The organism is Niallia sp. 01092 (assembly GCF_052318935.1).
GTDB lineage: Bacteria > Bacillota > Bacilli > Bacillales > Cytobacillaceae > Niallia.
This window is the reverse complement of sequence record NZ_JBQRKO010000011.1, coordinates 48,131-71,114: the sequence shown is the minus strand read 5'-3', so window position 1 is coordinate 71,114 and position 22,984 is coordinate 48,131. Positions and strand designations below refer to the sequence as shown.

Annotated in this window: 28 protein-coding genes; 9 read left to right on the top strand and 19 right to left on the bottom strand. The window is 34.0% G+C overall.

All coding sequences use genetic code 11. From position 1 onward, the window contains the following. Positions 1-128: 128 nt before the first annotated feature. On the top strand, positions 129-1,355 hold the full coding sequence (locus ACTXGU_RS12210; protein WP_443481800.1) for a sugar diacid recognition domain-containing protein: 1,227 nt from the start codon (positions 129-131) through the stop codon (positions 1,353-1,355). A 136-nt stretch (positions 1,356-1,491) separates the two neighbouring features. Here ACTXGU_RS12210 and ppnP read toward each other — a convergent pair whose 3' ends face one another. The 8 genes from ppnP to ACTXGU_RS12170 all read right to left on the bottom strand — a co-directional run bounded on the left by ppnP (position 1,492) and on the right by ACTXGU_RS12170 (position 8,705). After that, positions 1,492-1,806: a pyrimidine/purine nucleoside phosphorylase gene (gene ppnP / locus ACTXGU_RS12205; protein ID WP_443481799.1), complete on the bottom strand. Its 315-nt coding sequence runs from the start codon at positions 1,804-1,806 to the stop codon at positions 1,492-1,494. A gap of 241 nt (positions 1,807-2,047) precedes the next feature. After that, positions 2,048-2,836: an SDR family NAD(P)-dependent oxidoreductase gene (locus ACTXGU_RS12200; protein ID WP_443481798.1), complete on the bottom strand. Its 789-nt coding sequence runs from the start codon at positions 2,834-2,836 to the stop codon at positions 2,048-2,050. Between the two features lie 310 nt (positions 2,837-3,146). Beyond that, positions 3,147-3,662, bottom strand: coding sequence for a GNAT family N-acetyltransferase (locus tag ACTXGU_RS12195; protein WP_443481797.1), 516 nt, complete (start codon positions 3,660-3,662; stop codon positions 3,147-3,149). 301 nt (positions 3,663-3,963) lie between these two features. Continuing rightward, positions 3,964-4,551, bottom strand: coding sequence for a hypothetical protein (locus tag ACTXGU_RS12190; RefSeq protein ID WP_443481796.1), 588 nt, complete (start codon positions 4,549-4,551; stop codon positions 3,964-3,966). Continuing rightward, positions 4,548-5,153, bottom strand: coding sequence for a hypothetical protein (locus ACTXGU_RS12185; protein WP_443481795.1), 606 nt, complete (start codon positions 5,151-5,153; stop codon positions 4,548-4,550). The genes ACTXGU_RS12190 and ACTXGU_RS12185 overlap by 4 nt, the downstream gene beginning before the upstream one ends. 255 nt (positions 5,154-5,408) lie before the next feature. Continuing rightward, positions 5,409-6,506: an ABC transporter permease gene (locus ACTXGU_RS12180; RefSeq protein WP_443481794.1), complete on the bottom strand. Its 1,098-nt coding sequence runs from the start codon at positions 6,504-6,506 to the stop codon at positions 5,409-5,411. Beyond that, positions 6,503-7,762 (bottom strand): ABC transporter permease, encoded by a 1,260-nt coding sequence (locus tag ACTXGU_RS12175; protein ID WP_443481793.1) that lies wholly within the window; start codon positions 7,760-7,762, stop codon positions 6,503-6,505. The genes ACTXGU_RS12180 and ACTXGU_RS12175 overlap by 4 nt, the downstream gene beginning before the upstream one ends. Positions 7,763-7,772: 10 nt before the next feature. Next, positions 7,773-8,705 (bottom strand): ABC transporter ATP-binding protein, encoded by a 933-nt coding sequence (locus tag ACTXGU_RS12170; RefSeq protein ID WP_443481792.1) that lies wholly within the window; start codon positions 8,703-8,705, stop codon positions 7,773-7,775. Between the two features lie 205 nt (positions 8,706-8,910). Between ACTXGU_RS12170 and ACTXGU_RS12165 the strand changes: the two genes are divergently transcribed. The 5 genes from ACTXGU_RS12165 to ACTXGU_RS12145 all read left to right on the top strand — a co-directional run bounded on the left by ACTXGU_RS12165 (position 8,911) and on the right by ACTXGU_RS12145 (position 11,216). Then, positions 8,911-9,114 carry a helix-turn-helix transcriptional regulator gene (locus tag ACTXGU_RS12165; protein WP_443481791.1) on the top strand — a complete coding sequence of 68 codons (204 nt, stop codon included), beginning with the start codon at positions 8,911-8,913 and terminating at the stop codon, positions 9,112-9,114. After that, entirely contained in the window at positions 9,114-9,557 is a 444-nt protein-coding gene (locus tag ACTXGU_RS12160; RefSeq protein ID WP_443481790.1) for a hypothetical protein, read from the top strand. The genes ACTXGU_RS12165 and ACTXGU_RS12160 overlap by 1 nt, the downstream gene beginning before the upstream one ends. A gap of 87 nt (positions 9,558-9,644) precedes the next feature. Beyond that, positions 9,645-9,860 (top strand): hypothetical protein, encoded by a 216-nt coding sequence (locus ACTXGU_RS12155; protein ID WP_443481789.1) that lies wholly within the window; start codon positions 9,645-9,647, stop codon positions 9,858-9,860. Positions 9,861-9,943: 83 nt separating this feature from the next. Then, positions 9,944-10,468: a GrpB family protein gene (locus ACTXGU_RS12150; protein WP_443481788.1), complete on the top strand. Its 525-nt coding sequence runs from the start codon at positions 9,944-9,946 to the stop codon at positions 10,466-10,468. A 112-nt stretch (positions 10,469-10,580) separates the two neighbouring features. After that, positions 10,581-11,216, top strand: coding sequence for a class I SAM-dependent methyltransferase (locus ACTXGU_RS12145; protein ID WP_443481787.1), 636 nt, complete (start codon positions 10,581-10,583; stop codon positions 11,214-11,216). A 233-nt stretch (positions 11,217-11,449) separates the two neighbouring features. Here ACTXGU_RS12145 and ACTXGU_RS12140 read toward each other — a convergent pair whose 3' ends face one another. From ACTXGU_RS12140 to ACTXGU_RS12120, 5 genes are all read right to left on the bottom strand, one after another. Continuing rightward, the gene (locus ACTXGU_RS12140; protein WP_443481786.1) at positions 11,450-11,668 is read right to left on the bottom strand and encodes a hypothetical protein; all 219 of its coding nucleotides are present in this window, start codon (positions 11,666-11,668) and stop codon (positions 11,450-11,452) included. 196 nt (positions 11,669-11,864) lie between these two features. Next, positions 11,865-12,506 carry a response regulator transcription factor gene (locus ACTXGU_RS12135; RefSeq protein ID WP_443481785.1) on the bottom strand — a complete coding sequence of 214 codons (642 nt, stop codon included), beginning with the start codon at positions 12,504-12,506 and terminating at the stop codon, positions 11,865-11,867. Then, positions 12,503-13,609, bottom strand: a complete 1,107-nt coding sequence (locus ACTXGU_RS12130) for a sensor histidine kinase (protein ID WP_443481784.1) — start codon at positions 13,607-13,609, stop codon at positions 12,503-12,505. Before ACTXGU_RS12130 ends, ACTXGU_RS12135 begins: the two co-directional genes overlap by 4 nt. Before the next feature lie 253 nt (positions 13,610-13,862). Next, a complete protein-coding gene (locus tag ACTXGU_RS12125) occupies positions 13,863-14,219 on the bottom strand; it encodes a YisL family protein (protein WP_443481783.1) in 357 nt (118 codons plus the stop codon). Positions 14,220-14,437: 218 nt separating this feature from the next. Further along, positions 14,438-14,752, bottom strand: coding sequence for a hypothetical protein (locus ACTXGU_RS12120; protein WP_443481782.1), 315 nt, complete (start codon positions 14,750-14,752; stop codon positions 14,438-14,440). Between the two features lie 341 nt (positions 14,753-15,093). On the opposite strand from ACTXGU_RS12120, the gene ACTXGU_RS12115 reads away from it, so the two are divergent. Beyond that, positions 15,094-15,798: a YoaK family protein gene (locus ACTXGU_RS12115; protein WP_443481781.1), complete on the top strand. Its 705-nt coding sequence runs from the start codon at positions 15,094-15,096 to the stop codon at positions 15,796-15,798. A gap of 14 nt (positions 15,799-15,812) precedes the next feature. Here ACTXGU_RS12115 and ACTXGU_RS12110 read toward each other — a convergent pair whose 3' ends face one another. Beyond that, positions 15,813-16,685 carry a LysR family transcriptional regulator gene (locus tag ACTXGU_RS12110; protein WP_443481780.1) on the bottom strand — a complete coding sequence of 291 codons (873 nt, stop codon included), beginning with the start codon at positions 16,683-16,685 and terminating at the stop codon, positions 15,813-15,815. 90 nt (positions 16,686-16,775) lie between these two features. On the opposite strand from ACTXGU_RS12110, the gene ACTXGU_RS12105 reads away from it, so the two are divergent. Continuing rightward, entirely contained in the window at positions 16,776-17,687 is a 912-nt protein-coding gene (locus tag ACTXGU_RS12105; protein ID WP_443481779.1) for a DMT family transporter, read from the top strand. A gap of 94 nt (positions 17,688-17,781) precedes the next feature. Here ACTXGU_RS12105 and ACTXGU_RS12100 read toward each other — a convergent pair whose 3' ends face one another. Both ACTXGU_RS12100 and ACTXGU_RS12095 read right to left on the bottom strand, forming a co-directional pair. After that, positions 17,782-19,152, bottom strand: coding sequence for a DUF4179 domain-containing protein (locus ACTXGU_RS12100; RefSeq protein WP_443481778.1), 1,371 nt, complete (start codon positions 19,150-19,152; stop codon positions 17,782-17,784). Then, positions 19,121-19,666, bottom strand: coding sequence for a sigma-70 family RNA polymerase sigma factor (locus ACTXGU_RS12095; RefSeq protein WP_443481777.1), 546 nt, complete (start codon positions 19,664-19,666; stop codon positions 19,121-19,123). Before ACTXGU_RS12095 ends, ACTXGU_RS12100 begins: the two co-directional genes overlap by 32 nt. 270 nt (positions 19,667-19,936) lie before the next feature. Between ACTXGU_RS12095 and ACTXGU_RS12090 the strand changes: the two genes are divergently transcribed. Beyond that, the gene (locus ACTXGU_RS12090) at positions 19,937-20,809 is read left to right on the top strand and encodes an AraC family transcriptional regulator (protein ID WP_443481776.1); all 873 of its coding nucleotides are present in this window, start codon (positions 19,937-19,939) and stop codon (positions 20,807-20,809) included. Positions 20,810-21,300: 491 nt separating this feature from the next. Here the strand turns inward: ACTXGU_RS12090 and ACTXGU_RS12085 are convergent, their stop codons facing one another. From ACTXGU_RS12085 to ACTXGU_RS12075, 3 genes are read right to left on the bottom strand one after another with little or no spacing between them, the layout of a single operon-like run. Next, positions 21,301-21,552 carry a hypothetical protein gene (locus ACTXGU_RS12085; RefSeq protein WP_443481775.1) on the bottom strand — a complete coding sequence of 84 codons (252 nt, stop codon included), beginning with the start codon at positions 21,550-21,552 and terminating at the stop codon, positions 21,301-21,303. Then, the gene (locus ACTXGU_RS12080) at positions 21,546-22,289 is read right to left on the bottom strand and encodes a TPM domain-containing protein (protein ID WP_443481774.1); all 744 of its coding nucleotides are present in this window, start codon (positions 22,287-22,289) and stop codon (positions 21,546-21,548) included. The genes ACTXGU_RS12085 and ACTXGU_RS12080 overlap by 7 nt, the downstream gene beginning before the upstream one ends. Further along, the gene (locus ACTXGU_RS12075) at positions 22,289-22,879 is read right to left on the bottom strand and encodes a LemA family protein (protein WP_443481773.1); all 591 of its coding nucleotides are present in this window, start codon (positions 22,877-22,879) and stop codon (positions 22,289-22,291) included. Before ACTXGU_RS12075 ends, ACTXGU_RS12080 begins: the two co-directional genes overlap by 1 nt. Between the last annotated feature and the right edge of the window lie 105 nt (positions 22,880-22,984).

Here is a 22,984-nt window from a genome sequence, read left to right as displayed (position 1 = left end):
GTAAACAATATGACCAAAGTAAGAATAGGAATATACTTCTGTAGAATTTGAATAAAATTAGTAGATTGTCAGTTAATTCTTTATTAGCACAGTATGTAGAAAAATAGATTTTTATTGGAGGGTAATGTATGATTCTTGAAAAAATTGCACAGACAGTGGCTCAAGAAACAAGTAATATAATAGGCTATCCAGTCAGTATTTCTGATGACAAAGGATATCTTATAGGAACAAACGATCCTAGTCGGGTAGGGATTTTTGATAAGCTATTTTTTGAAGTAGTAAAGCAAAAGAAGATGATTCAGTGGGAAGCTATACATGTAAAGAATTTACTAAATATTTTTCCTGGATCAAGCGCACCTATCATTGTAAATAATAAAGCTATTGGCGCTATAGGTATTATTGGTAAAGCAGATGAAACAGAAAAATATATACAGTTAGTAAAAAACCATATCGAAATGCTTTGCTATCAACATTTAAAATCGGAAATAGCTGATTTAGAAACAAAAGCATTAGATACTTTAATGCAATATATCTTTCATTTTGACAGCAAAAATGACAATATAGAACGAATAACTGATTATGGAAAAATGATAGGATATAATTTAGAAATAGAAAGAGCCTGTATTATTATTGATATTGCTGCTTTATCAACTAACATACTAAATACCACTACCAATAAAATATCCTTACATCAACTTCATCAAGAATTACTAGAAAGTATCAAGTTTCACTTTGTTGAACATAATGAAGATCTCATTGGACAAGCAAACCTAGAGCAATTCTCTATATTTCTTGCAACAGGTTCCAAAGGAATGGATAAATCATTTATAAATAGAATTGACTACAAAATTAACAAAGTGAATCAATTTTTAGAAAAAAAATACGGTTTATCAGCAGTCGTTGCAATCGGAAACACTGCTAAGGGTACACAGGGGATGAAAGAATCCTATGATAACGCAATAAGAACATTGCAGGCTGGAAAGAAGACAGAAATACACCCAAAAATATACTATTATAATAGCTGGAATATCACTTTAGAAATTTTAACAAATGAACTGCCTCCCACATTATTAACACAGCTCAATAAAAATGTAGATCCTTTTATTAACCACTATAACTTTGAAACGTTAGCCTCCACTTTTATGGTTTATTGCAAAAGCAATATGAATTTAAGTGAAACTGCTCGAAATTTATTTATTCACCGCAACTCTTTAATCTATCGCCTTGAAAAAATAAAGGAATTGACTTCATTAAATATATCGAATTTTGAACACTGTATTCTTCTTTATATAGCGATTAAAAACAAAATACAAGAGAACCAGAATCTTCAGTCTGTTAGTTCCAACGCTAAATAATTATTTTACCAAATTCCCCTCTTATCATTCTATGGTTCTAAGAGGGGAATTTGGTATTTAAAAAAATCGCCAGTTGAGTATACACTTTGATACTCAATTGGCGATTTTTTATTATTCATTTAATTCTTTAAAGAATCTATTCCTCAAGATAAGAACAGCAATAATCTACAACTTCATGAACAATTAATTGGAAACTTTCATTGCTAGGTACATAGAAAACGCCGCTTCCGTTAATTTCTTTCCAATCTTCACCTTGCAGCTTGTAAGATAATTTCCCTGAAACAATGTCCATTTCTTCTTTACTAGAAGTAGAAAATTCATACTCGCCTGGCATCATAATGCCAAGTGTTTTCTTTGTTTGATCAGGGAAAATAATCGTTCTGCTTGTCACTTTTCCCTCAAAGTAGATATTTGCTTTTTTTACAAGTGTAACATTTTCAAATTGATTCAACTTAAAACACTTCCCTTGTTTAACTTATATTTAAAATACGTGTTCAAAAAGGTGACAAATTAGAAGCAAGAAGATCGAGGTGGCGTAGCTTTGAGCAACGGAACGTATGCAATTAGATACGTGAGTAGCGGAAAAGCAAGCCAACGAAGAGATTCGACGCTTATCATTTGGTGCCTTTTTGAACATCCTCTTAAAGAACTAGGTGAAGATTTCATCTCCACCTGCTCCCTCTTGTTATATATTAATCGAACATTAATGGACGAGCAATTTTATTAATTGCTGCTCCGTCAACCATCAATGTTTGACCGCTGACATATGTAGCTTCATCAGAACACATAAATAAACATGCATTCGCGATATCATCGACAGTACCAATTCGGCCAAATGGTTGGAATTCAAGTGTTTGTTTAAATGCTTCTTCTGGATCAGGAAGACTTGCAAAAGTCAGATCAAGTAAAGGAGTCTTAACTGTACTTGGGCAAACCGCATTTACACGAATGTTCTTAGGACCACAATCCAATGCCATTTGTCTTGTTAATGCAGTCATTCCTCCTTTTGATGCAGCATAAGCAGCTAAACGTGTAATTGTTTTTTCCGCATGCCATGAAGCAATATTGACTATTGCACCACCACCTCGTTTTTCCATTTCAGGAATAGAATATTTGGAGCATAGGAATGCACCAGTTAAATTCACACCAATAACTTTCTGCCACTCTTCTAGTGAAGTATCTACAGCTGATTTACGCACATTAATTGCCGCATTATTAATTAAAAGATCAATTCCTCCAAAACGTTCCACACCAGCTTTAACCACTGCAATTACATCTTCTTCGCTGCTAACATCTGTTTTCACAAAGATAGATTCAATTCCCTCTGAAGCCAGCTGGTCTACTAGCTTAGCACCTAATTCTTCATTTACATCTGCAAGGACAATTTTTGCACCATTTTTTCCAAATGTACGTGCAATTCCTTCCCCAATTCCTTGGCTGCCACCAGTTACAATTGCTACTTTGTCTTTTAATCTCATCATGTACTCCTCCTACTAGTCGTTTATATTTCTTATTAGAAAGGTCATTAAAAATAAAAAAAAGATGTGTTTTATTTCTTGATATCACTATACCTAGTATGATTGGTCCAAACTATATGTAAATTGTACAAAAATACGAATATTCTAATAATAATTTTTGTGTTATTTTTATCATGCCTTTTAATTGAGGTGCTCTCCATGAAGAGGTAATAGTAATTGTAACAGGGGTTCATGTAATTTAAAAAGAAGCAATGTCCAGTAAATTCATCTGCCATACTTTATTTTAAGTAACATTTAATTAATATAAGTTCTTCTATTTACTCCCTATTTCTCCAATGTCATTCCAGCCATAAACCAGCTCGTTTATTCTTTTACCGCTAATATTAATTACTTCACTTCCTACTTTTTTGCCGCCTAATGCTTCATAAAAATAGCAAGCGCTGTTTTCTTCTAAAACTTGTACGATCATACTGGTAATTCCGATCCCTTGTAAATATACTGCAACTGTTTCTACTAGTGATTTACCAAGCCCCATTCCTTGATAGCTTTTCAAAAGATAGATTGCATACAGTTCTCCATCAAAGTTTTTGTAGCTTCCACTTCTTTCTTTTCCCCCACAAGCAAAGCCAACTATTTGACCATCTTCTTTTTCCGCTACAAAAACATGTCCATTCGGTATTTCACTTACCCAAATTTTTTCACGTTCCTCGTAAGTCAACCCTTGCAAAAAAGCAGCTGGCACTATATTTTCATAGGTAGTCCTCCAGCTATCTACATGTACTTTGGCAATGCTTTTTGCGTCTTTTAACACAGCTTTTCTTATTTTCATAGAATCACCTCTTTATCATTCAGGCTGTTTTCGTATAGATTGTTGCGTTTAAATTCGCAGCCTGAATACACTTCGCTTTCCGTGGGCGAGTGTCGAGCCTTCCTCGTCACATACGCTCCTGCGGGGTCTCGTCTTTCTCGCATTCCCACAGGAGTCTACGTGTATTCAGTCTGCTGAGTACTTCTTCTCCCATTTTTTTACGTAAAAACAACAAACTTTGAGAAAACAGCCATCATTTAATACACCAATTAACAGGAATGTATGTAAAAAAGTCGTTTACATTAATACGTCCAAACATAAATTAATCTATACAAATATCAAATTCCGTTCTATTCTCTTGATCTTCTTTATCAACATCTTGATAAAAATAAAATGACAACCCAGAAATATCATCAGGTAATGGTGGAGAAATAATAAAATCTTGGGTGGTATGTCCTTGCGTCCCTCCTCCTCCTGATTTCCTGCAACGAAACTCCTCTCCTATATATAATTTTAAATGTGGAGGGTATTCATGATCGCTCTGATCACTTGTCGAATCCCAATCTATTGTCATATGTAAAACACTGGCGTTCGCATACTGCCGTATGAAGATAACCGTATAAATATATTTATTTATCTCCACCGACTTTAAGACAGGAATGTTTTTTCTAAACTTTTCTGGTTCTACTGAAGGTTTATAACGATCGACTTCAAAATCAGAAAATATTGTCTGCAGCATTTCCTCTGAAAGCTCGTATTTTTCTGCCCAGTCTACAATATTTTTTGGAGGCGGTACCAAATAACTTTTTTCTGTATAATCTATTCTTTGCTTTATTAATGCACATAATTGTTCATCCATTGCTGCCATTTTATCGTCGTATTGCTTTTTTGGCCCATTAAAAACGTTCATGATAATCTCCTCCTATTTTGTAGTTTAAAAATAACTTCTGATCCTGTTTCCTTTTCTTTTAAGTGATCACTATACTCTTTAAAAACGAATGTTAGACCTGATAAATCTTCTGGCAGAGGCGGTGTTATGTTGAAGATATAGCAGCGATGTCCATCTGAGCCACTGCCACGTACCATTTGGCAATCATATTTTTCATTAATAAACAATTCGAAGTTCATAAATGGAGCGAGTCCATCTGTACCTTTACTCGCATCGTCCAAATCTTGATTAAAATATAAAACACTTACATTTTTATATTGGAAAACATGGGTAATAAAATACATTACCTCTTCCATTTCAACTAATTTTAAAATAGGGATATGCTTTACAAACCCTTTTGGTTCAACAGGTTGCCTAATATGTTCCTCACTACTAATTGTTCCAAAAAATGCATTCAAAAAACATTCGTCCTTATCATACTTTTCCGCCCATTTTGCAATATAGGATGAAGATGGCACTCTTGATTTCTTATTGCAAATTTCCTTTCTTTTTTTTAAAAGAACACATAATTCTTCATCAATTTCAACGAGCCTTTCATCATCATAATTGCTTTTATGTCTCATTGGTTTCTCCTCCTTCTATATGGCAAGTACCTTCATATCCAAATATTTCTATAAATACTTACTTTCCCCTGCAAAAATGTTCTATAAAATGCAAAAGGGGTGCCTCAAGTGAGACAGCCCCTTCCTTTCGTCATCTATTGTTGCAATTTTTACTATGATTGTTGCAGTTTTTCTCTATATTGTTGCAGTTTCACGCAATTTTGTTGCAGTTTTTCCGAAATAGCTACTTTTCGACAAAATCCGCATCACTTTACATTAAACATGCCTTCTCTCAATCAACCGAATGCCTACGCCTAACATCAACGTTCCCATTAACAGCAATACTGCTGCTGGCAGGAGAATTTCTTGCATTGGAGCATCTTGTATAATTGCTTTTTTCAGCATCTCCATTCCATACGTAATGGGAATAAATTTGGATAAAAGCAATAGGAATTTGGAAGTTACTATTTCTAATGGCCAATAGGCGCCGCCAAGCATCGCAAAGCTTACAGTTATAAGCGGGATAAGCGAATTAAATTGACTCGCTGTTTTTACTAAACCGGTAAGTAAAATTGCCAATGCAACGATGGCAAACAAATAAGGGATGATCAGGAGAAAGACCCAATAGTACTTCCCATAGAAATCTACCCCAACACCGTATTTAAAAATGGTGAATATCAACATTATTTGAATATAGCCAACTGCAAAGCTAAACAGTAAATGACCTAAATAAAGCTGTGTTTTCGACGTAGAAGATAAAATAAACCGATCCCAAATACCATTTTGCTTATCTCGTAAAATTTCCACCACCGTATAAGCAATTGTATAGATGCTAAAAAATAGTGTAAATCCAAATAAAGATTGAAGCGCCTGATTATAAGTGGATTTTTTCTTCGACACATTACTGTCAAATGATACTGGCAAAATTGGATTTGCTTCATTATCTGCTAAAATTTTTTCTGCGTCTTGATGATTTTGTGCCAATTGTATCATTGCTGCCTTTTGCTGTTTATTTTGATAATATTTTTCTAAAAAGCGATTGATCACAATTACATTAGAACTTTCTGCAACACGATAAAGTGTATAATTATTTTCTCCCAACGCTATACCAGCTTCAGATGTACCTTCTTCTACTTTCTTTTTTGTTTCTTCTTCCGAAAACACCTTAAATGTGTAGCTTTCGCTTTTGTTTAAGTCCTTTACAATGCTGTGAATATCCTCTGTCCCGTTTGCACTATAAACAGGAACTTCTATTTTTGTAAAAGAAGATTTCCCCAGCAAAAAGGCAAACGCCATACACATAATGGTAGTTACAATAAGAGCACCAGGCTTGCGGATAAACTGTCTATATTTTCCCCAAAGTATCGCCTTCATGATGCAATCCCTCTTTTCCTAATAAAAGCAAGTGTTAATACGATTAATATTCCGGTAAATAATAATATTGCTTGAATTTGACTCCAAATATCACTAAAAGAGTAATCCTGAACTACTTTTAAATAAGCGGTTATTGCCGCACCACCTGGCGAGTATTGTGCCAATGTCTCCATAAAACCGCCAATAGCGCTAACATCAAAAAAGCTTCCGCCAATAAATGCGAGAATAGGAATAAATAAACTAGAGAAAATGTTGGCGATGTTTCTTGAATTTAATTTATAAGCAATGCTTGTTATAAATACAGCAAAGCTTGCAGTCATTGCATTTAAGGCTAATGTTATACATAAATAATTAATAATATTAGGAAAGTTCACCCCATAAATGAGTGCTGTTAAACCAAACAATACATTGAGCTGAACAAAAGATAGCAAAAATGTCGCTGCGAATATTCCAGCAAAATATGAAAAACGTGATACATTTGCGAGTAATGTCCGCTGATACATATACTCTTCTTTTTGTTGATAAGCAAATCCAGCTACAGTTGTAGCGACATAAAAAACAAACATGACACACATGCCAACTGCATAATAAGAAATGGCGTCTACCTCTTTTTTCTTTGTGATATTTTCAATAGTGCCTACCTTTGTCTGGGCTGCAGACAGCTGTGTGTAATCAACTTTTAATTGCTGTGCTGTTTGCGAATAGGTTAGCTCTTTCTGAAAACTTGATACAACATCTTGAATAACCGTCGCTTCTAAGGAAGTGTTGTCGCTTACTGCTAATTTCCACTTTTCAACTTCTCCATCTCCCTGCACGAGCTTTTGATAAAATTGTTCAGAAAACGTAGAAGGAATTTCTAAAACACCACTATATTTTTTTTGTTCTTTTGCTGTTAGTTTGCCTTCCTTTATGACTGTAACTTTTAACACTTTTTTTAATTCTTTATTTTCAGTTAGTTCCTTTAAAAAAATATCAACTGGATTAAAAGAATAAATAATAGCTGTTTTTTCCGCTTTTTCTTTTTCTGATAAAGATGATGTTTGAATTTCGTTTATCGCTTTTTCCTGTGCTTTTTTCGGATTATCTTGCAACAACACAGCAAGTTTTGCATTTATTGTTACTTCTTTATCATCTAATGCTCCTAATGCACTTCCTAAAATCGTAATAAGAATAAAAGGCATTAACAGCAGCACAATTAGTTCTCTTGGTCTTCTCCACATAATCAGCAATTCTTTTTTTATCAGCTGCCAAAACATAGTACCCCTCCTAATCCCTTAACTGCCGACCAGTAAGATGCAAAAATACATCCTCAAGGGTTGGTGTTTCAATATTTACGGAAAGCACGTTTGTTGCATTTTCTTCTGCTAGTTTAAAAATATCTTTCAGCAAGTTGATTTGCTTTGGAACAATGACTGTAATAATAGATTGCTGGATAGAGAGATTTTTTACATTGGCATGATTTTTTAATGCCTCTACAAATTCATGCTTCACCATTTCTACTTTAATATTTATCGCCGTTTCAGCAGACAGAATATTTTTTAATTCTTCTTTTGTTCCAGAGGCAATAATTTGACCATGATCCATAATATAAATGCGGTCACAAAGGAACTCTACCTCTTCCATATAATGACTTGTATAAAGGACAGTCATGTTTTGCTCTTTATTCAGCCTTTTTACCGTTTCTAAAATATAATTGCGAGACTGCGGGTCAATACCAACGGTCGGTTCATCCATGATGATAATCTTCGGCTCATGAATGAGGGCTACGCCAATATTTAATCTTCTTTTCATCCCGCCGGAAAAAGTTTTCACCAAGTCCTTTTCCCTATCCTTTAAACCGATAATGTCAAGGACTTCATCTACTCTTTGCTGCAGGCGGCTGTTTGGAATTCTGTGCATTTTTCCAAAAAAGATTAAATTTTCTCTTGCCGATAATTCCATATAAAGGGCAATTTCCTGGGGAACTACTCCTAAAATCTCCCGCAACTGTTGTGGAGATTTTAAAATACTTTTATTGTGCAATCGAATATCGCCGTTATTTGGTGCAACCAAAGAAGAAATCACCGATATCGTCGTCGATTTACCCGCACCATTTGGCCCTAATAATCCAACCGTTTCTCCGCTTTCTAAATATAAATTAATCGAGTCTACTACCTTTTTCTGTTTATATGCTTTGGACAACTCTATAATCTCTAACATTTTTATCATCCTTTCTACAACCTATCATAAAGATTTTTCTTTTTATCTCCTATACCTAAAGGTCATTTCTTTTGGGAAAATAATGACTTAGGTCATGGGGTAAGGTCATTTTTTATAAAAGGTGTTTTTCCTCCCCAAAAAACGTAACATATATATTGCATTACGTAATATATATGTTACACTATTGGTAGGAGGCGGTAATATTATGAAGAATATGGTGAAAATCGCACGTCTTCAAATGAATTTAACACAGCTGCAATTAGCTGAATTAACTGGTGTAACTAGACAGACGATCAGCTTAATTGAAAAAGGGAAATATAATCCCACCTTAAAACTATGTCTAGACATCTGTTACGCAGTCAACAAATCTTTAGATGAATTATTTTGGATCGATAAGGAGGAATTATAATGCAAATAATGAAAGACGAGCGCCTAAAATTAAAAAACTTACGGAATTTTCGAACTGCCTTTCTGTTTCAAACGATCTGTATCATAGGGATTTTAATTTATAATGGAGTGAAGCATGGGTTATATGCAGTAATGGATAATCCACTATACTTAGTGATTTTAAGTACATCGATTTTGCTTGGCTACTTAAATATTACGATATCTGTTGATGTATATGGCGATCATGTAAAAAAGCCGGGCCCTTATTACAAAACGATTTTCTACTCTTTAGCAATTGGCATTGTTTTTTACCTCATTACTGTACTAACACCAGATGGAACGAATAAAGCTGGCATGATTGTAGGCTCTGTATTGTTTGTATGTTTTTTATGCACCTTTACTTTTGCCTATTTTCTAAGGAAAAAACGCTATAATGAATTTAAGGATGAAGATGAGGAAATATGATAGGTACGAGACTCCCATTTTCTTGAAATAAAACAGGACAACACCTTTTAGTAAATGGTATAATTTTCAAAAAAGGGAGTGTTTAATATGGATGCAAATTTGATGGAATACGTAAATAAACGTATTGAAGAACTCACAGCATACAAGTCTGAAACCCTCCAATCATTAAAAAAAGTAACAAAAACAGTAGAGGAATTAAATGCAACAGAGGAAAAAGAGATATCTGAGAAGAAAATGACGTATTATTTCGCAACTGGTGCATTGGCAGAGTTACAAGAGCTAAAGAGAGTATTAAACAGTTAGAAGAGATGGCATACTTCAAGTATGCTTTTTTAAAGTAAAGGAGTAAATATACATTTAATAGAGTAGATTTTGGAGGAATGCTAGTGACAAACCCTGATGTTGTTCTTAAGCAATATAATCCCGATTGGGTTCGACAATTTGAATGGGAGAAAAAAAGAATTATAGAAGCAATCGGTGATAGAACTATTAAAATAGAGCATATCGGCAGCACTTCCATACAAGGATTAGGAGCAAAACCAATTATTGATATAATGGTAGCTGTTAAAAATTTAGAGGAAGTATCCAATCTAATTATTCCTTTAAAAAACATTGAATTTGAGTATGTTCCAAAACCTGAGTTTAAAGATAGAATGTTTTTTAGAAAAGGGTTATGGGGAAAGGGAACTTGCCATCTACATATATGTGAATTTAACAGCAGTGAATGGAATGACAAGCTATTATTTCGTGATTATTTAAGGCTGTATCCTGAAGCAGCAAAAGAATATTACCTATTAAAAAAACAACTAGCTTCTGAATATTCATTTGATAGACTGACATACACTCTGAAAAAAGAACCCTTTATTAAGCATATTATTGAAAAAGCTAAAAGAGAAAATGCTGATATATAAACACCTTTTTAGAATGACTGATAATAAAATTATTTAATATAGTGACTACGCATAGGTTATCATGTGTTTGTGTGCTTTGTTGCAATAAGAAATCAATAAGGAGTTTATAACAATGGATAATCAGAATAAATATTGGGATAAAGTCGCTAATGAAAAAGAATTTACTACCCCTTTTCAACCCGAACTATTTTTAAAATATGTGGATCAAAATGCTTCCATATTAGATTATGGGTGTGGCTATGGACGAACATTACTTGAATTAAGAGATTCAAACTTTAATCATTTACACGGTGTAGATTTTTCAGAGGAAATGATTAAAAGAGCTAAATCCAATGATTCAGAAATTGATTTTCAGGTTGTTCAAAGTGGAAAGCTTCCTTTTCCTGATCATACTTTTGATTCTGTTTTACTTTTTGCAGTTTTAACATGCGTCTATAAAGACGAAGAACAAAATGCTATTTTAGATGAAATTAAACGGGTATTAAAACCAGGGGGCATTATTTATATTAATGATTTTTTACTAAATGATGATGAAAGAAACAAAGCTCGTTACGAAAAAGGCTATGCTAAGTATCATACTTACGGAGTATTCGAATTAACGGATGGAGCCATTTTACGTCATCATGATAAAGAGCGTATAAAAGAATGGACGATCCCATTTGAAGAATTAGAATACAGGGAAGTAGAATATGTAACGATGAATGGTAATCGTTCTAATGGGTTGGTTTATATAGGTAGAGCAAAATAAATGTAATATCTAAAAGGAAAACCTTTGAATCTCAAGGATTTTCTTTTTTGAATCGCTAGGTATAATTACAAAAAAAGTTCAAAAAAAATAAATGAAAAGGGACGGGTGGTTAGGTTAAGTTTATCTCTTCAATACAAAAACAGTTCCGTTAGAGCTAATAACGAAACTGTTTTTAGAATTATCTATATTTTCTTATTGAACTAACCTGCCCCGTTAATAAAATGAATAAAGAGTTACTTTTTCTGATCAATGAGTGAATGTCTTTTATCAGCCGCACTTGCTATAAATAAGAAAGCAATACCAATAACAACAGCTTCTGTAATTATCGTAATCCAAATACCAATAGGGAACAAAAGTGACAATAAGAATAACAATAATCCAGTAAATAATATTAAAGTTAAGCCTATAGAAAATGCCACCTTTTCAGGTAATACTTTAATTTTATCTAACATTATTTACACCCTCTTTAAGTTCTTTAAATGACAAAAGTAATTTTCATCAATTCATAACTTTTATACCAGAATTACTATGAGATTCTTATTAAAGATACCTGCCTCGTTAGTTGAAGAACATCCTTAACTATATTTTAACATAAAACACAATAGATCCTTTGTTTAATCAATACCAAAATATTAAAAAAACAGGCTATTATATAAAATCATTCTTCACCGCAAATATTGCAAGCTGTGTCCGGTCTCTTAGTTCCAGCTTCGTTAATATTTGGGTAATATGATTTTTTACCGTTCCGACGGATAAAAACAGTTCGCTGGCAATTTCTTTATTTGTTTTGCCTAAGCCGATATTTTTGACAATGTCCCGCTCTCTTTCAGTTAGGGGAAATAGTTTTGCTGACTGCTTTTCTGTTTTATTTTCTTTTAAAAGCTTTGGCATTACTTTTGCTGCCACTTGTTCATCTATCGATATTCCGCCTGCTAAACAGCTTTTTATACTATGCAATAAATATTTGCTGTCTGTTGTTTTTAATAAAAAGCCATTTGCTCCTTCTTTAAATGCTTGAATAGCATATTCTTCGTCATTAAAAGTGGTAAGGATAAGGATTTTCACATGTGGAAACCTCTTTTTTATGTGCTGTGTTGCCTCCACCCCGTCCATAACAGGCATGCGAATATCCATTAAGATGATATCTACAGCATGCTGCTCTAACAGATTTAGTACTTCCTTTCCATTTTCCGCTTCTGCTACAACCTTTATTTCTTCATCTTGTTCAATGATCATTTTTAAGCCGTTTCTTACAATCTGTTGATCTTCCGCGATTAAGACCCTTATCATTCTTCTATCTCCTCTACCGGCATATTTCCTTGTAGAATAAATTGGTTGTCTGCTTGATAAACATCTAACTTACCACCAATTTCTTCTAATCTTTTTTTCATATTTTTTAAGCCAAATCCTTCATATATAGGATATTTATGTACGTATGTATTTTTTATCTCTATTGTTATATGACCAATTGGCGACACACCTAATGTAATAAAAACTTTTTTGGAACTGCTATATTTCATCGCATTCGTTAAGCCTTCTTGAATAACCCGATAAAGGATCGCATTTTGCCTATTGCTGATGCGCATGCCTAATACACCTTGTTTTGTTGTTAAGTGAACATGGACTGCATTTTCACTTTCCAGCTTTTTCACTAAATGAATAACAGATGAAATTCCTTGTATTTCTTCTGCTTGCAAGATGCGGACAGCTTTTCTTGTTTCTTCTAACGATTCAGAAGCCATATTTCGCAGCAGCGCAAAAGACTCGTTTTTTTCTTGAATGGATAATAGTTCAATTTGCATCAAAAGGGCGGTTAATTTATGTCCAACTGAGTCATGCATTTCTCTTACAATCATGTTTCGTTCTTCTATTCTCGCAGTATGTTCATTTTTAAATGCTTGGCGTTTCTGGATACGATATTCATTTAATAAAGATTCATATGTTTCTCTAATAGATGCATATTCATGACTATTTTCATTTAAACGAACAAACAGAATGATTACCATGGTCGCTGCACATACATATAAACTAATGGAAAAATGAAACAAAACAACACTGATAACAAAATGTATAATAACGGTACTTAAAAGGAGGATACGAAATGTTTTTACGGATAACATTTGACTGCTTTCCATTAAGATAAACAGCATGATCACGACTAAATAAAAAAACACTGCTCGATCAGTTACTAAAGATATAGTTTGAATCAGTATAAGGATAAGTATATAAATAAGTGTTTTTTTCTGTACAATCGGAATAAGAAAATACAGGCCAAGAATACAAGTGAAAAAGAATAGAAGTGTGATAAATGAAACGGTATGTATATAAGAAGCATACAGTGCTCCGGTCATGAAAAGTAATAATAATAGTAATTTTATATAGTAGGACTGCAATGTACGTTCTCTCCATTTCTATATATAAACTGATTTTAACGTATCAAATTGGATATAATTGGTCAATGATATTTTTCTAATAAGGGGTGAGGTGAATATTGTCGATTTTTGCAAAAAAATAGCTATATCTGAAAAATTGCAACAATATTCGGGAAAACTGCAACAATACCAGCAAAAAATGCAACAAAATCAAGAAAAACTGCAACCATTCTTTTAAACAAAGAAAAAGAGAAGGATTTTCTCCCCCTCCTTCTTAAAAACTCCACATTCCCATCGGAAGTGTCATACCTAAATACAGAACAAGCACCAAAGCGATAACAAATTGCGTCCATAATATCGTTGTTTTTCTGCCTTTTTTCGTTCGAACTAAAATCATTTCCAACGCAGCAATTACCCATAATCCAGCCAATGTTTTTAAAATATACATTGGTGGGAAGCTGCCTAAACGATACAGCCACCATATCCCCGTTCCAATGACGAATAAATAGATTAAACGAAGTATCATATGTACTATTTTACTGCCCTTTTCTTTTCCACTTTTATGTAATGCAAATGCAATCACAAACAGTATAAGAGCAAGCAGCCATGAAGTGATGTGAGCATGTGACAAAATTTTCTGCCTCCTTTCCTTTACATATCTTATTATAATGCAAAACACGTGATATTGCTTTTAATATTCCGCTGCCGTAAAATCACGATGGATTAAAGCCGCTTGTCTCCCTTATGTATATTATAAACTTTTAGATATTTTATTGAAAATGTTTCGTATTTCCTTCAAACAAAAGCAGACTAACCAATTAACCTTTAATCGGTTAGTCAAAAGATGGATTATCTGCCTTCCAATGCATCTAGCCGCTGAATTACTCTTTGGAGTCTGCGTTGAAGTTGGTTAATTTCTCTATCTTGCTGATCATTTTGCCGTTCTAACTGATCTACTCTGCGTTCAAGCTGAGTTGTTCTACGTTCCAGCTGATTTATTCTTCTTTCAAGCTGATTTACCCTGCGTTCAAGCTGCTGCCATTGGGGCTGTTGAAACAACTGCGATAGTTGTATTTGTCTGTTGGGATCGTATTGAGCATGCTGTACATATGAATTATAGTCGAACTGAACTTGTGGAATTTGATAATTTCCATAAGGATACATCTGGGCATCTCTCCTTTTAATACGTGTTCAAAAAGGTAACAAATTAGAAGCAAGAAGGTCGAGGCGGCGTAGCTTTGAGCAACGGAACGTATGCATTTAGATACGTGAGTAGCGGAAAAGCAAGCCAACGAAGAGATTCGCCGCTTATCATTTGATGCCTTTTTGAACATCCTCTTTTAGGTTAATCCCCTATAGATTATGTAGGCATTTGCAATGTGAAACGGCGCATACCCAGTGACTTCGATGTTTTAAATATAAAATTAGCCTCTTAAAATCAATTAGAAAAGATGTATAATATATTTGTAGCTTAAATTTAATCATTGTTACAAGGAGATTATCGTATGACAGTGAAACAAAAAACGCTCCCCTCATTATCTTCAAATTCAGTTCGTTTAGGGATTTTATTAGCAATAGTTGGAGGGTTTTTAGATGCCTACACATTCATCAGCAGAGACGGAGTGTTTGCCAATGCACAAACAGGAAATATCGTCCTATTCGCTGTAGAAGCAGCTAATGGGGAATGGAAAGATGCTATGCTTTATATCCCACCCATTATAGCTTTTATATTAGGTGTTTTAGTATCAGAAATAGTTAAGATTCCCCATATTAGACATTTATTGCACAGCTATAGACGGTCTATTCTTATATTAGAATGCATAGTTTTAATTATTGTCGGAATCTTGCCAACAAGTGTACCTAACTTAGTAGTAACAGTATGTATATCATTTGTATCCTCTTTACAGATTTCTACTTTTAATAAATTAGATAAGTGGGCCTATAATTCAACAATGACAACAGGAAATCTGCGAACTGCAGCCCAAGCTGCCTATTGTGCATTTATAGAACATAATCAGGAAGCGAAAAAACAATTTAATGAATTTTTTGGCATCATTGCTTCTTTTTTATTTGGTGCGTTGATGGGGACGTTTTCCACCACTTATATAGGGAATTCCTCTGTATGGATCGCTTCCGGATTTTTAGTTATTGCACTTATCTTGTATCATCGGGACAAAGGGTTTTTGAGAAGATCGATCATGTTGAAATAATCGGCTTCGTTTAGCTAAGACTTATGGGATTGAACCATGACGTTGATAAATTCCTTCGTTGCAGGTGTTGCTTCATTAAAAGAATGTGCAATGATGCCAATTTGACGAGTTATCCGTGGACTAATATCTTTTATGATTAAATGATGAGACACAGAAGAGAGTGTAAATTTTGAAATAATCCCTATACCTAAGTTATTTTGAACCATGCTAATTAAGGTTTCAGCGTTTTGAACCGTTAAGCTTTCTTTAAAATTAATATTATTTGTTTGGAATGTTTTTGAAATGGCAATTTCGTGCCCTCCTTTACAAAAAATAATATCATCCTGCTGTTCTTCCAAATTCACAATTTTTTCTTGATTTAATCTATGGTTAGAAGGAATTATCGCAACCATATAATCATCGTTGAGTATTTTATATTCATATGGCTCAAAAGGAGATGCAACGATACCTATATCAACCGTTCGATCCTCTACCCATTTCTTAATTTGATTCGAAGTCGCCTCTATTAATTCTATATTTACTAGCGGATATTTTTCTCTAAATAATGCAATGGCTTTAGGTAAAATATTTGTCGATGTAGCTGGAAAAGAACCAACCTTCACTTTGCCACTGAGAAGTTTATTTTCCCGATTTGCAACTTGATATATTTTGTTCTCGACGCCTTTCATTTGCCTAGCTAATATTAGAATTTCCTTTCCTACTTCAGTAAGCATTAATCCATTCTTTTTATCCCTAATAAACAATTTAATTTCCAGATAGTTTTCTAAACTTTTTACCGCTTTGCTAACTGCCGGCTGTGATATAAATAAATCATTGGCAGCTTCCGTAATGCTCATATTATCTGCGACTTTCATAAATATTTCTAAGTTGTTCATATTCATAACCATTTAGTTATCACCTCAATAAAAATTATGTATTTGAGTTATATTAAATAGTACCATACTATTTAATTACATTAAAAGAAGGGAGATTATATTATGTTTAAAGTTTTCATGGGTATCATTTCTGTTACGCTTATTTGGGGATATACATGGGTTACAATGAAAATTGCAATTAGCGACATTCCCCCTTTTTTATTTTCATCTTTACGTTTATTTATTGGGGCAGTTCCTTTATTTATCATTCTCATATTTCAACGGAAAAGACTTTTTATAGGGAAAGAAAATGTGAATAACTACCTTATCATGAGTCTATTCATGTCATTTGGATATATGGCAATATTGACATATGGAATGCAATTTGTAGATTCAGGAAAAACGTCTGTTTTAGTTTACACAATGCCTATATTTGTCACCATTATCAGCCACTTTAAATTAAATGAAAAGATGAACATATATAAAATGGTTGGATTAATAATTGGTCTATTAGGTCTTTTATTTATTTTAGGATTAGAAATAATTAATTTTGATTTAAAAGTAGTATTCGGAGAATGTTTAATATTAATTTCAGCCATTAGTTGGGGATTGGCGAATATTTTTAGCAAAATAAAATTTAAACATATAGATGTTATTCATATGAACGCCTGGCAGCTTATTATAGGAGCATTATTATTATTTATTTTCTCTTCCCTCTTAGAACCAAACCATTCAACAAATTGGTCCAGTCCATCACTTTTATCCTTACTGTTTAATGGTTTGTTTTCAACCTCCTTCACATTTGTCGTTTGGTTTTGGGTGCTAAAAAAAATAAATGCTTCAAAAGCATCCATGGCATTAATGTTTGTTCCCATACTAGGCATTATATTTGGATGGCTGCAGCTTGGGGAGAAGATAACCGTTAGTATTATGATTGGATCATTTTTGATATGCATTGGGATCTTTATGAATACGTACAATTTTACAAGTATTAGAAGAACAGGAGAACAGAAGAAGCAGCAGCTGAATCGCTAAATACAAAATGGAATTTAGTATTTACATGGGGAAGAGAAAGTACTACTCTCTCTTCCCTAGCTAATGACTGGTACGGTGGATTCAGTTAATTTGTTTAGTTTAAGTCAACCTTCACGTTCTCTAATTCAACAATACTCGAATTTAAGCTTATAGGCACTCTTAATATATAGTTATCCTTATTAAAATCATCCAAGTTGCTAATATCAAAAGTGCTTCTAAAGCGTAGATTATCTTTATCAATAGTTTTTACAGTGTGTTTTATATATCTCATTCCATATATATCTTTTTCTGATTCTTTGACTAGATTCACACTACCATGAACAAAATTAGATTTAATATTTGTAAAGCCCCAACCCTTTTCATCACCATTGTTCACTTGAATGTCAACAATACACCGGTTATCTTCCACGAGTATTTTTTCGATTTTTACAACGAAATTCTGCCGTTTAGCCTTCAGTTCCACGGGCATTTTCTTATTCAATTTAACAAATTGAGCTTCTTCACTTATTGCTACTTTTGGATGGATATCTAAATAGCTCGCTGCCCCAATTAACCCTTGAGGAATGATATCTCTCATTTTTTTAATGAATTGACCATTTATTTCAGAACTATCTAGATCACCACTTATGGAAGTATATAGCTTTTCTCCCTGATCGTTATATACATCTAACGTTACATCATCATAATTTTTTCTTTCAATAGGAAAAGCAGTTGTATAGTTAATCGCAGTCGATGCTTTTCCAAAAATAATGGAATTCAAATGAACTTTTCCCTCTCCATCTCCTTTTTGCAAAGCAGTTTCTTTATTTATTTGGACTGTTTCATATGGCAGCTGATTAATAGGTACATCAAATTTCCAGCTTCCTTCCTTCCCTCCAATACTTGTGAATTCAAGTGGAAAAGTAGTATTTGAAGGTAAAACTGCATAAGGATAGTTTAATTGAATATGTCCCATGTATCCGTGATCTGAAGGCTCCATATGAACCCATTCTTTACTGTCTGAAATCCAATCTTGCCCGCCAAATATTTCATAAAACCCTGGAACTGTACCATTTTCAGTCGGCTTTACATCTCCTTTTACTTCAAAAGTAACACCTACAACTACTCCATCATAATAAGACTCTTTCATGACAACATCAATGCCTTTACTGCTAGCTGTTTCGTTTAATGATGTGATTAATTTTTGCGAATGCAAACTTCGACCAATCGCGTCATTAAAAGCGGTATAAACATTCCCCAATAAAGGCACTTCCGCCATTACATGGGATATGGAAGGAGAAATAAAGCTGGATGCAGCAAAAATAATGGCTGCTGCAGCTGTTGACCACATAATTGTTTTTATCTTTTTGCTGCTTTTTGGCATAACAGCATCAGCTCGTTTAGTCCCTGCCTTAATAGCATATAAAACATCCTCTTTCGGTACTTCAATTTCCTCATATGCTTTTTGAAGTAATTTCTTTTCCATTATAATTCCTCCCTCCTAATAACTTTTTTAACCGTTCTTTTCCTCGACTCAAATATGTTTTCACTGTATTTTCTGGGATGTTCATAACTTTAGCGACTTCATTAATTGGGAGATCCTGAAAATAAAAAAGAATAATAGCATTTTTATAGTTTTCATTTAACTGATTGATTGCCTCCAATAAATCTAAACGCTCCTCGCCTTTTTCCTTTCCCTCCGAAGCCAACTCCATCATTTTGTCGATGGGAATTTCTTGTTTTTTCTTTTTTAACACATCATAGGAACAATGAATTAGAATTTTTGTTAACCAGGTTAAAAAGTAATGTTCATTTTTTAATTGAGCAATTGCTAACATTGCTTTAAAAGCTGTCTCTTGCACCACATCTAAAGCATCTTCACGATTTCCAACATATAAGTACGCCGATCGATACAATTGATCACTATGTATAACAAGAAGTTTTTCAAAAGCCTTTTTATTTCCCTTCATTGCCTTTTTAATAAGCTTTATTTCATTCATGTTTTAACCTCCTTTCGCTTATTAGAGCGAATGCCTGGTGAAAAAGTTTCAAATTTTTTTAATTTCATTATTTCTGATTAGTTTACTACATAAGTCTTCTAATGAGACTCTCATATAAATTGAATATTAGCGATGATGCTTCATTTTTTTGAAATACTGTAAGTTAGTGCATTAAAATAATTAATAACCATCCAACCTACATAATTTGGCATGAAATGTCGGATGGAACTACTCTATAGCTGCTATTCTATTGATGAAGGAGGTCATATGATGGATTTGCTTAAGAACATGAATGGGGCAATACAATATATAGAAGAAAACCTGACGAACGATATTAACTTTAAAGAAGTGGCAAGGATCGCTGTCTGCTCTGAATATCATTTTAAAAGGATGTTTTCCTTCCTTGCAGGCATTTCACTATCCGAATATATCCGCCGCAGACGACTTACGCTTGCTGCATTTGAGCTTAAAGATAGGAACATAAAAGTGATTGATATTGCGATAAAATATGGATACAACTCAGCAGATTCTTTCGCAAGAGCTTTTCAACATTTGCATGGCTTAACACCTTCAGAAGCAAGAAATAACAGCCATTCACTCAAAGCATACCCACGAATGACGTTCCAGTTATCGATTAAAGGAGGCAGTGAAATGAACTATCGAATAGAAGAAAAAGAGGCGTTTCGTATCATTGGAATAAAGCAAAGAGTACCGATTATTTTCAATGGGGTTAATCCAGAGATTGCTTCAATGTGGAAAAGCTTAGATGATGAAACAATCCATCACCTGAAACAACTTTCTAATGTTGAGCCTATCGGACTGCTTAGTGCATCCACGAACTTTTCTGAAGGCCGAATGGAAGAAAAAGGAGAACTTGATCACTATATTGGTGTTGCAACAACAAAGGAATGTCCGGAACACCTTACACTGCTTGAAGTTCCTGCCTCTACATGGGCAGTATTCGAGGCGGTTGGGCCATTTCCTGATACGCTGCAAAATGTTTGGGGACGCATTTATTCGGAGTGGTTTCCATCTTCCAATTATGAACAAAGTGAAGGTCCTGAAATCTTGTGGAATCAAGATAAAGACGTAACTTCATCGACTTTTAAAAGTGAAATATGGATACCGATTGTAAAAAGATAAGAGTGAAAAATGAGAAAAGATCCATGGAGATGTTTCTGTGCCTCCATGGATCTTTCTTTATCATTAAAAAACTCTCCCTTTGACATTTCATTTAACGCTTAACAAAAAGAACGATAATAATCACAAACACAATCCCAATCATTATAAAAGGACCAACACCAGAACTATACACAATATAGATTTTAATGTGGCGTATCGCATTCACAATAAGAAATATTAATAAGAAAATACAAGACAACATGATTAGAGGCATATTTTTATTTCGATTCAAGTTGACCAGCCCCTTCATAGAATCTTATGTACAGATAACCATTACAGGAACCAACTATACAATTAATGTAATAATTTGCAGGATAACAGCTACTATCGTTTTTTGTCCACGCAATATAACACTATGTTCATCCTATCTTGTATTATTCATCTATCTTCATAAGCTTTCTCAAAGACAAAAACTGGTTCTTTTTCCTTTGTTTTGTCCTTCATAAGTCGTCTCAAAGACAAAACTTGACTCTTTTTCCCTTGTTTTGTCCTTCATAAGCTTTCTCAAGGACAAAACTGGTTCTTTTTCCTTTATTTTGTCCTTCATAAGCTTTCTCAAGGACAAAACTGGTTCTTTTTCCTTTATTTTGTCCTTCATTAGCTATCTCAAAGACAAAACTTAGTTCTTTTCCTTTATTTTGTCCACGATTAGAAAAGACCAAATCAAATTGATTTGGTCCGCTAATAAATAAAAATGTCACCAACCCCTACTCGCACCGCCGCCTCCTGAAGATCCACCTCCACCACCTTGTGGACCTCCGCCACCCCCGCCTCTTCCGCCACCGCGGGAAAGGATGGAAAGAATCATGTAAGAGAATGCTCCTCCAAAAAATTTAATATCGATAAACAACACAATTATCACGATTATAATAATGAGCCACATTGGAAAATCATTCGTTTCAGCTGGCTTTTCCGCTTTCAATTGCTGATCATCTATGCCGTATTCGGCGTATACTTCCTTCACGAGCACTTTATATGTTTCTGTTATTGCTTTATTTGGCTCCTGATTTTTTAAATAAGGCAATGTATATTCATCTAAAATTCTTCCGGCTTTTCCATCGGGAATTCTTCCTTCCAACCCATAGCCTACTTCTATTCTTACCTTCTTATCTTCCGTTGCCAGTACAAGCAAAACACCATTGTTTTTTTGTTTATTGCCAATTCCATATTGGCGAAAAGCTTCATTTGCAAATTCTTCTATTGTTTTTTCTTCTGTTGTTTGTACGGTTAAAATAGCTACTTGTGCCGTTGTTTGTTCTTCCAGCGATCGCCCGATATGGTTTAATTCCTGCTTTTCTGCCTTGCTTAATAGATTCGCAAAATCTTGAACATATATGTCGCCTATTGGTTTTGGAATTTCGTTGCTTGCTGCTAATACATTTCCACTAATGCAGCAAAAAAAGACGATGGAAAGAAAAGCGGAAAATAACTTAGAAGTCATTATCCATTGCCTCCAAAATCGACTTTTGGTGTTTTTTCTGCTTCTGGATTCGCCTTAAAGTATTCCTTTTCATCAAAGCCAGTTATTCTTGCCATAATGACACCTGGGAATCTTTTCACTTTTTTATTATAAGATGCAACTTGTTCATTATAATCTTTTCTCGCAACAGCAATTCTGTTTTCTGTTCCTGATAATTCATCCATTAACTGCGTAAACTGTTGATCTGCTTTCAAATTCGGATAGTTTTCAACAACAACTAATAACCGGCTTAAGGCGTTCGATAAGTCAGCATTTGCCGTTGCTTCTTCTTGAGGAGAATCTGCTCCAGCCAATCTTGCACGGGCATCCGAAATAGAGGCAATGACTTCTTTTTCATGGGAAGCATACCCTTTCACCGTACTCACAAGATTCGGAATTAAATCTAGTCTTCTTTGAAGCTGGTTTTCGATTTGGGCATACGACTGATCTACATTCTCTTCTGCATTTACAAACCCGTTATAACTCGACATAATGATAATTACTAACACAACAAGTATTACGAGAGCAATGACCATTCCACTAAATTTTTTCTTCAAGTTGAACACTCCCATTCCTTTCTCTATTTGCTTTATATGTAATGAGATAAAAATATAGACTACCTTTTTCTGCTTATTAAATATTTATCATTATTCCCCTTTTTTACTATTCCCACACAA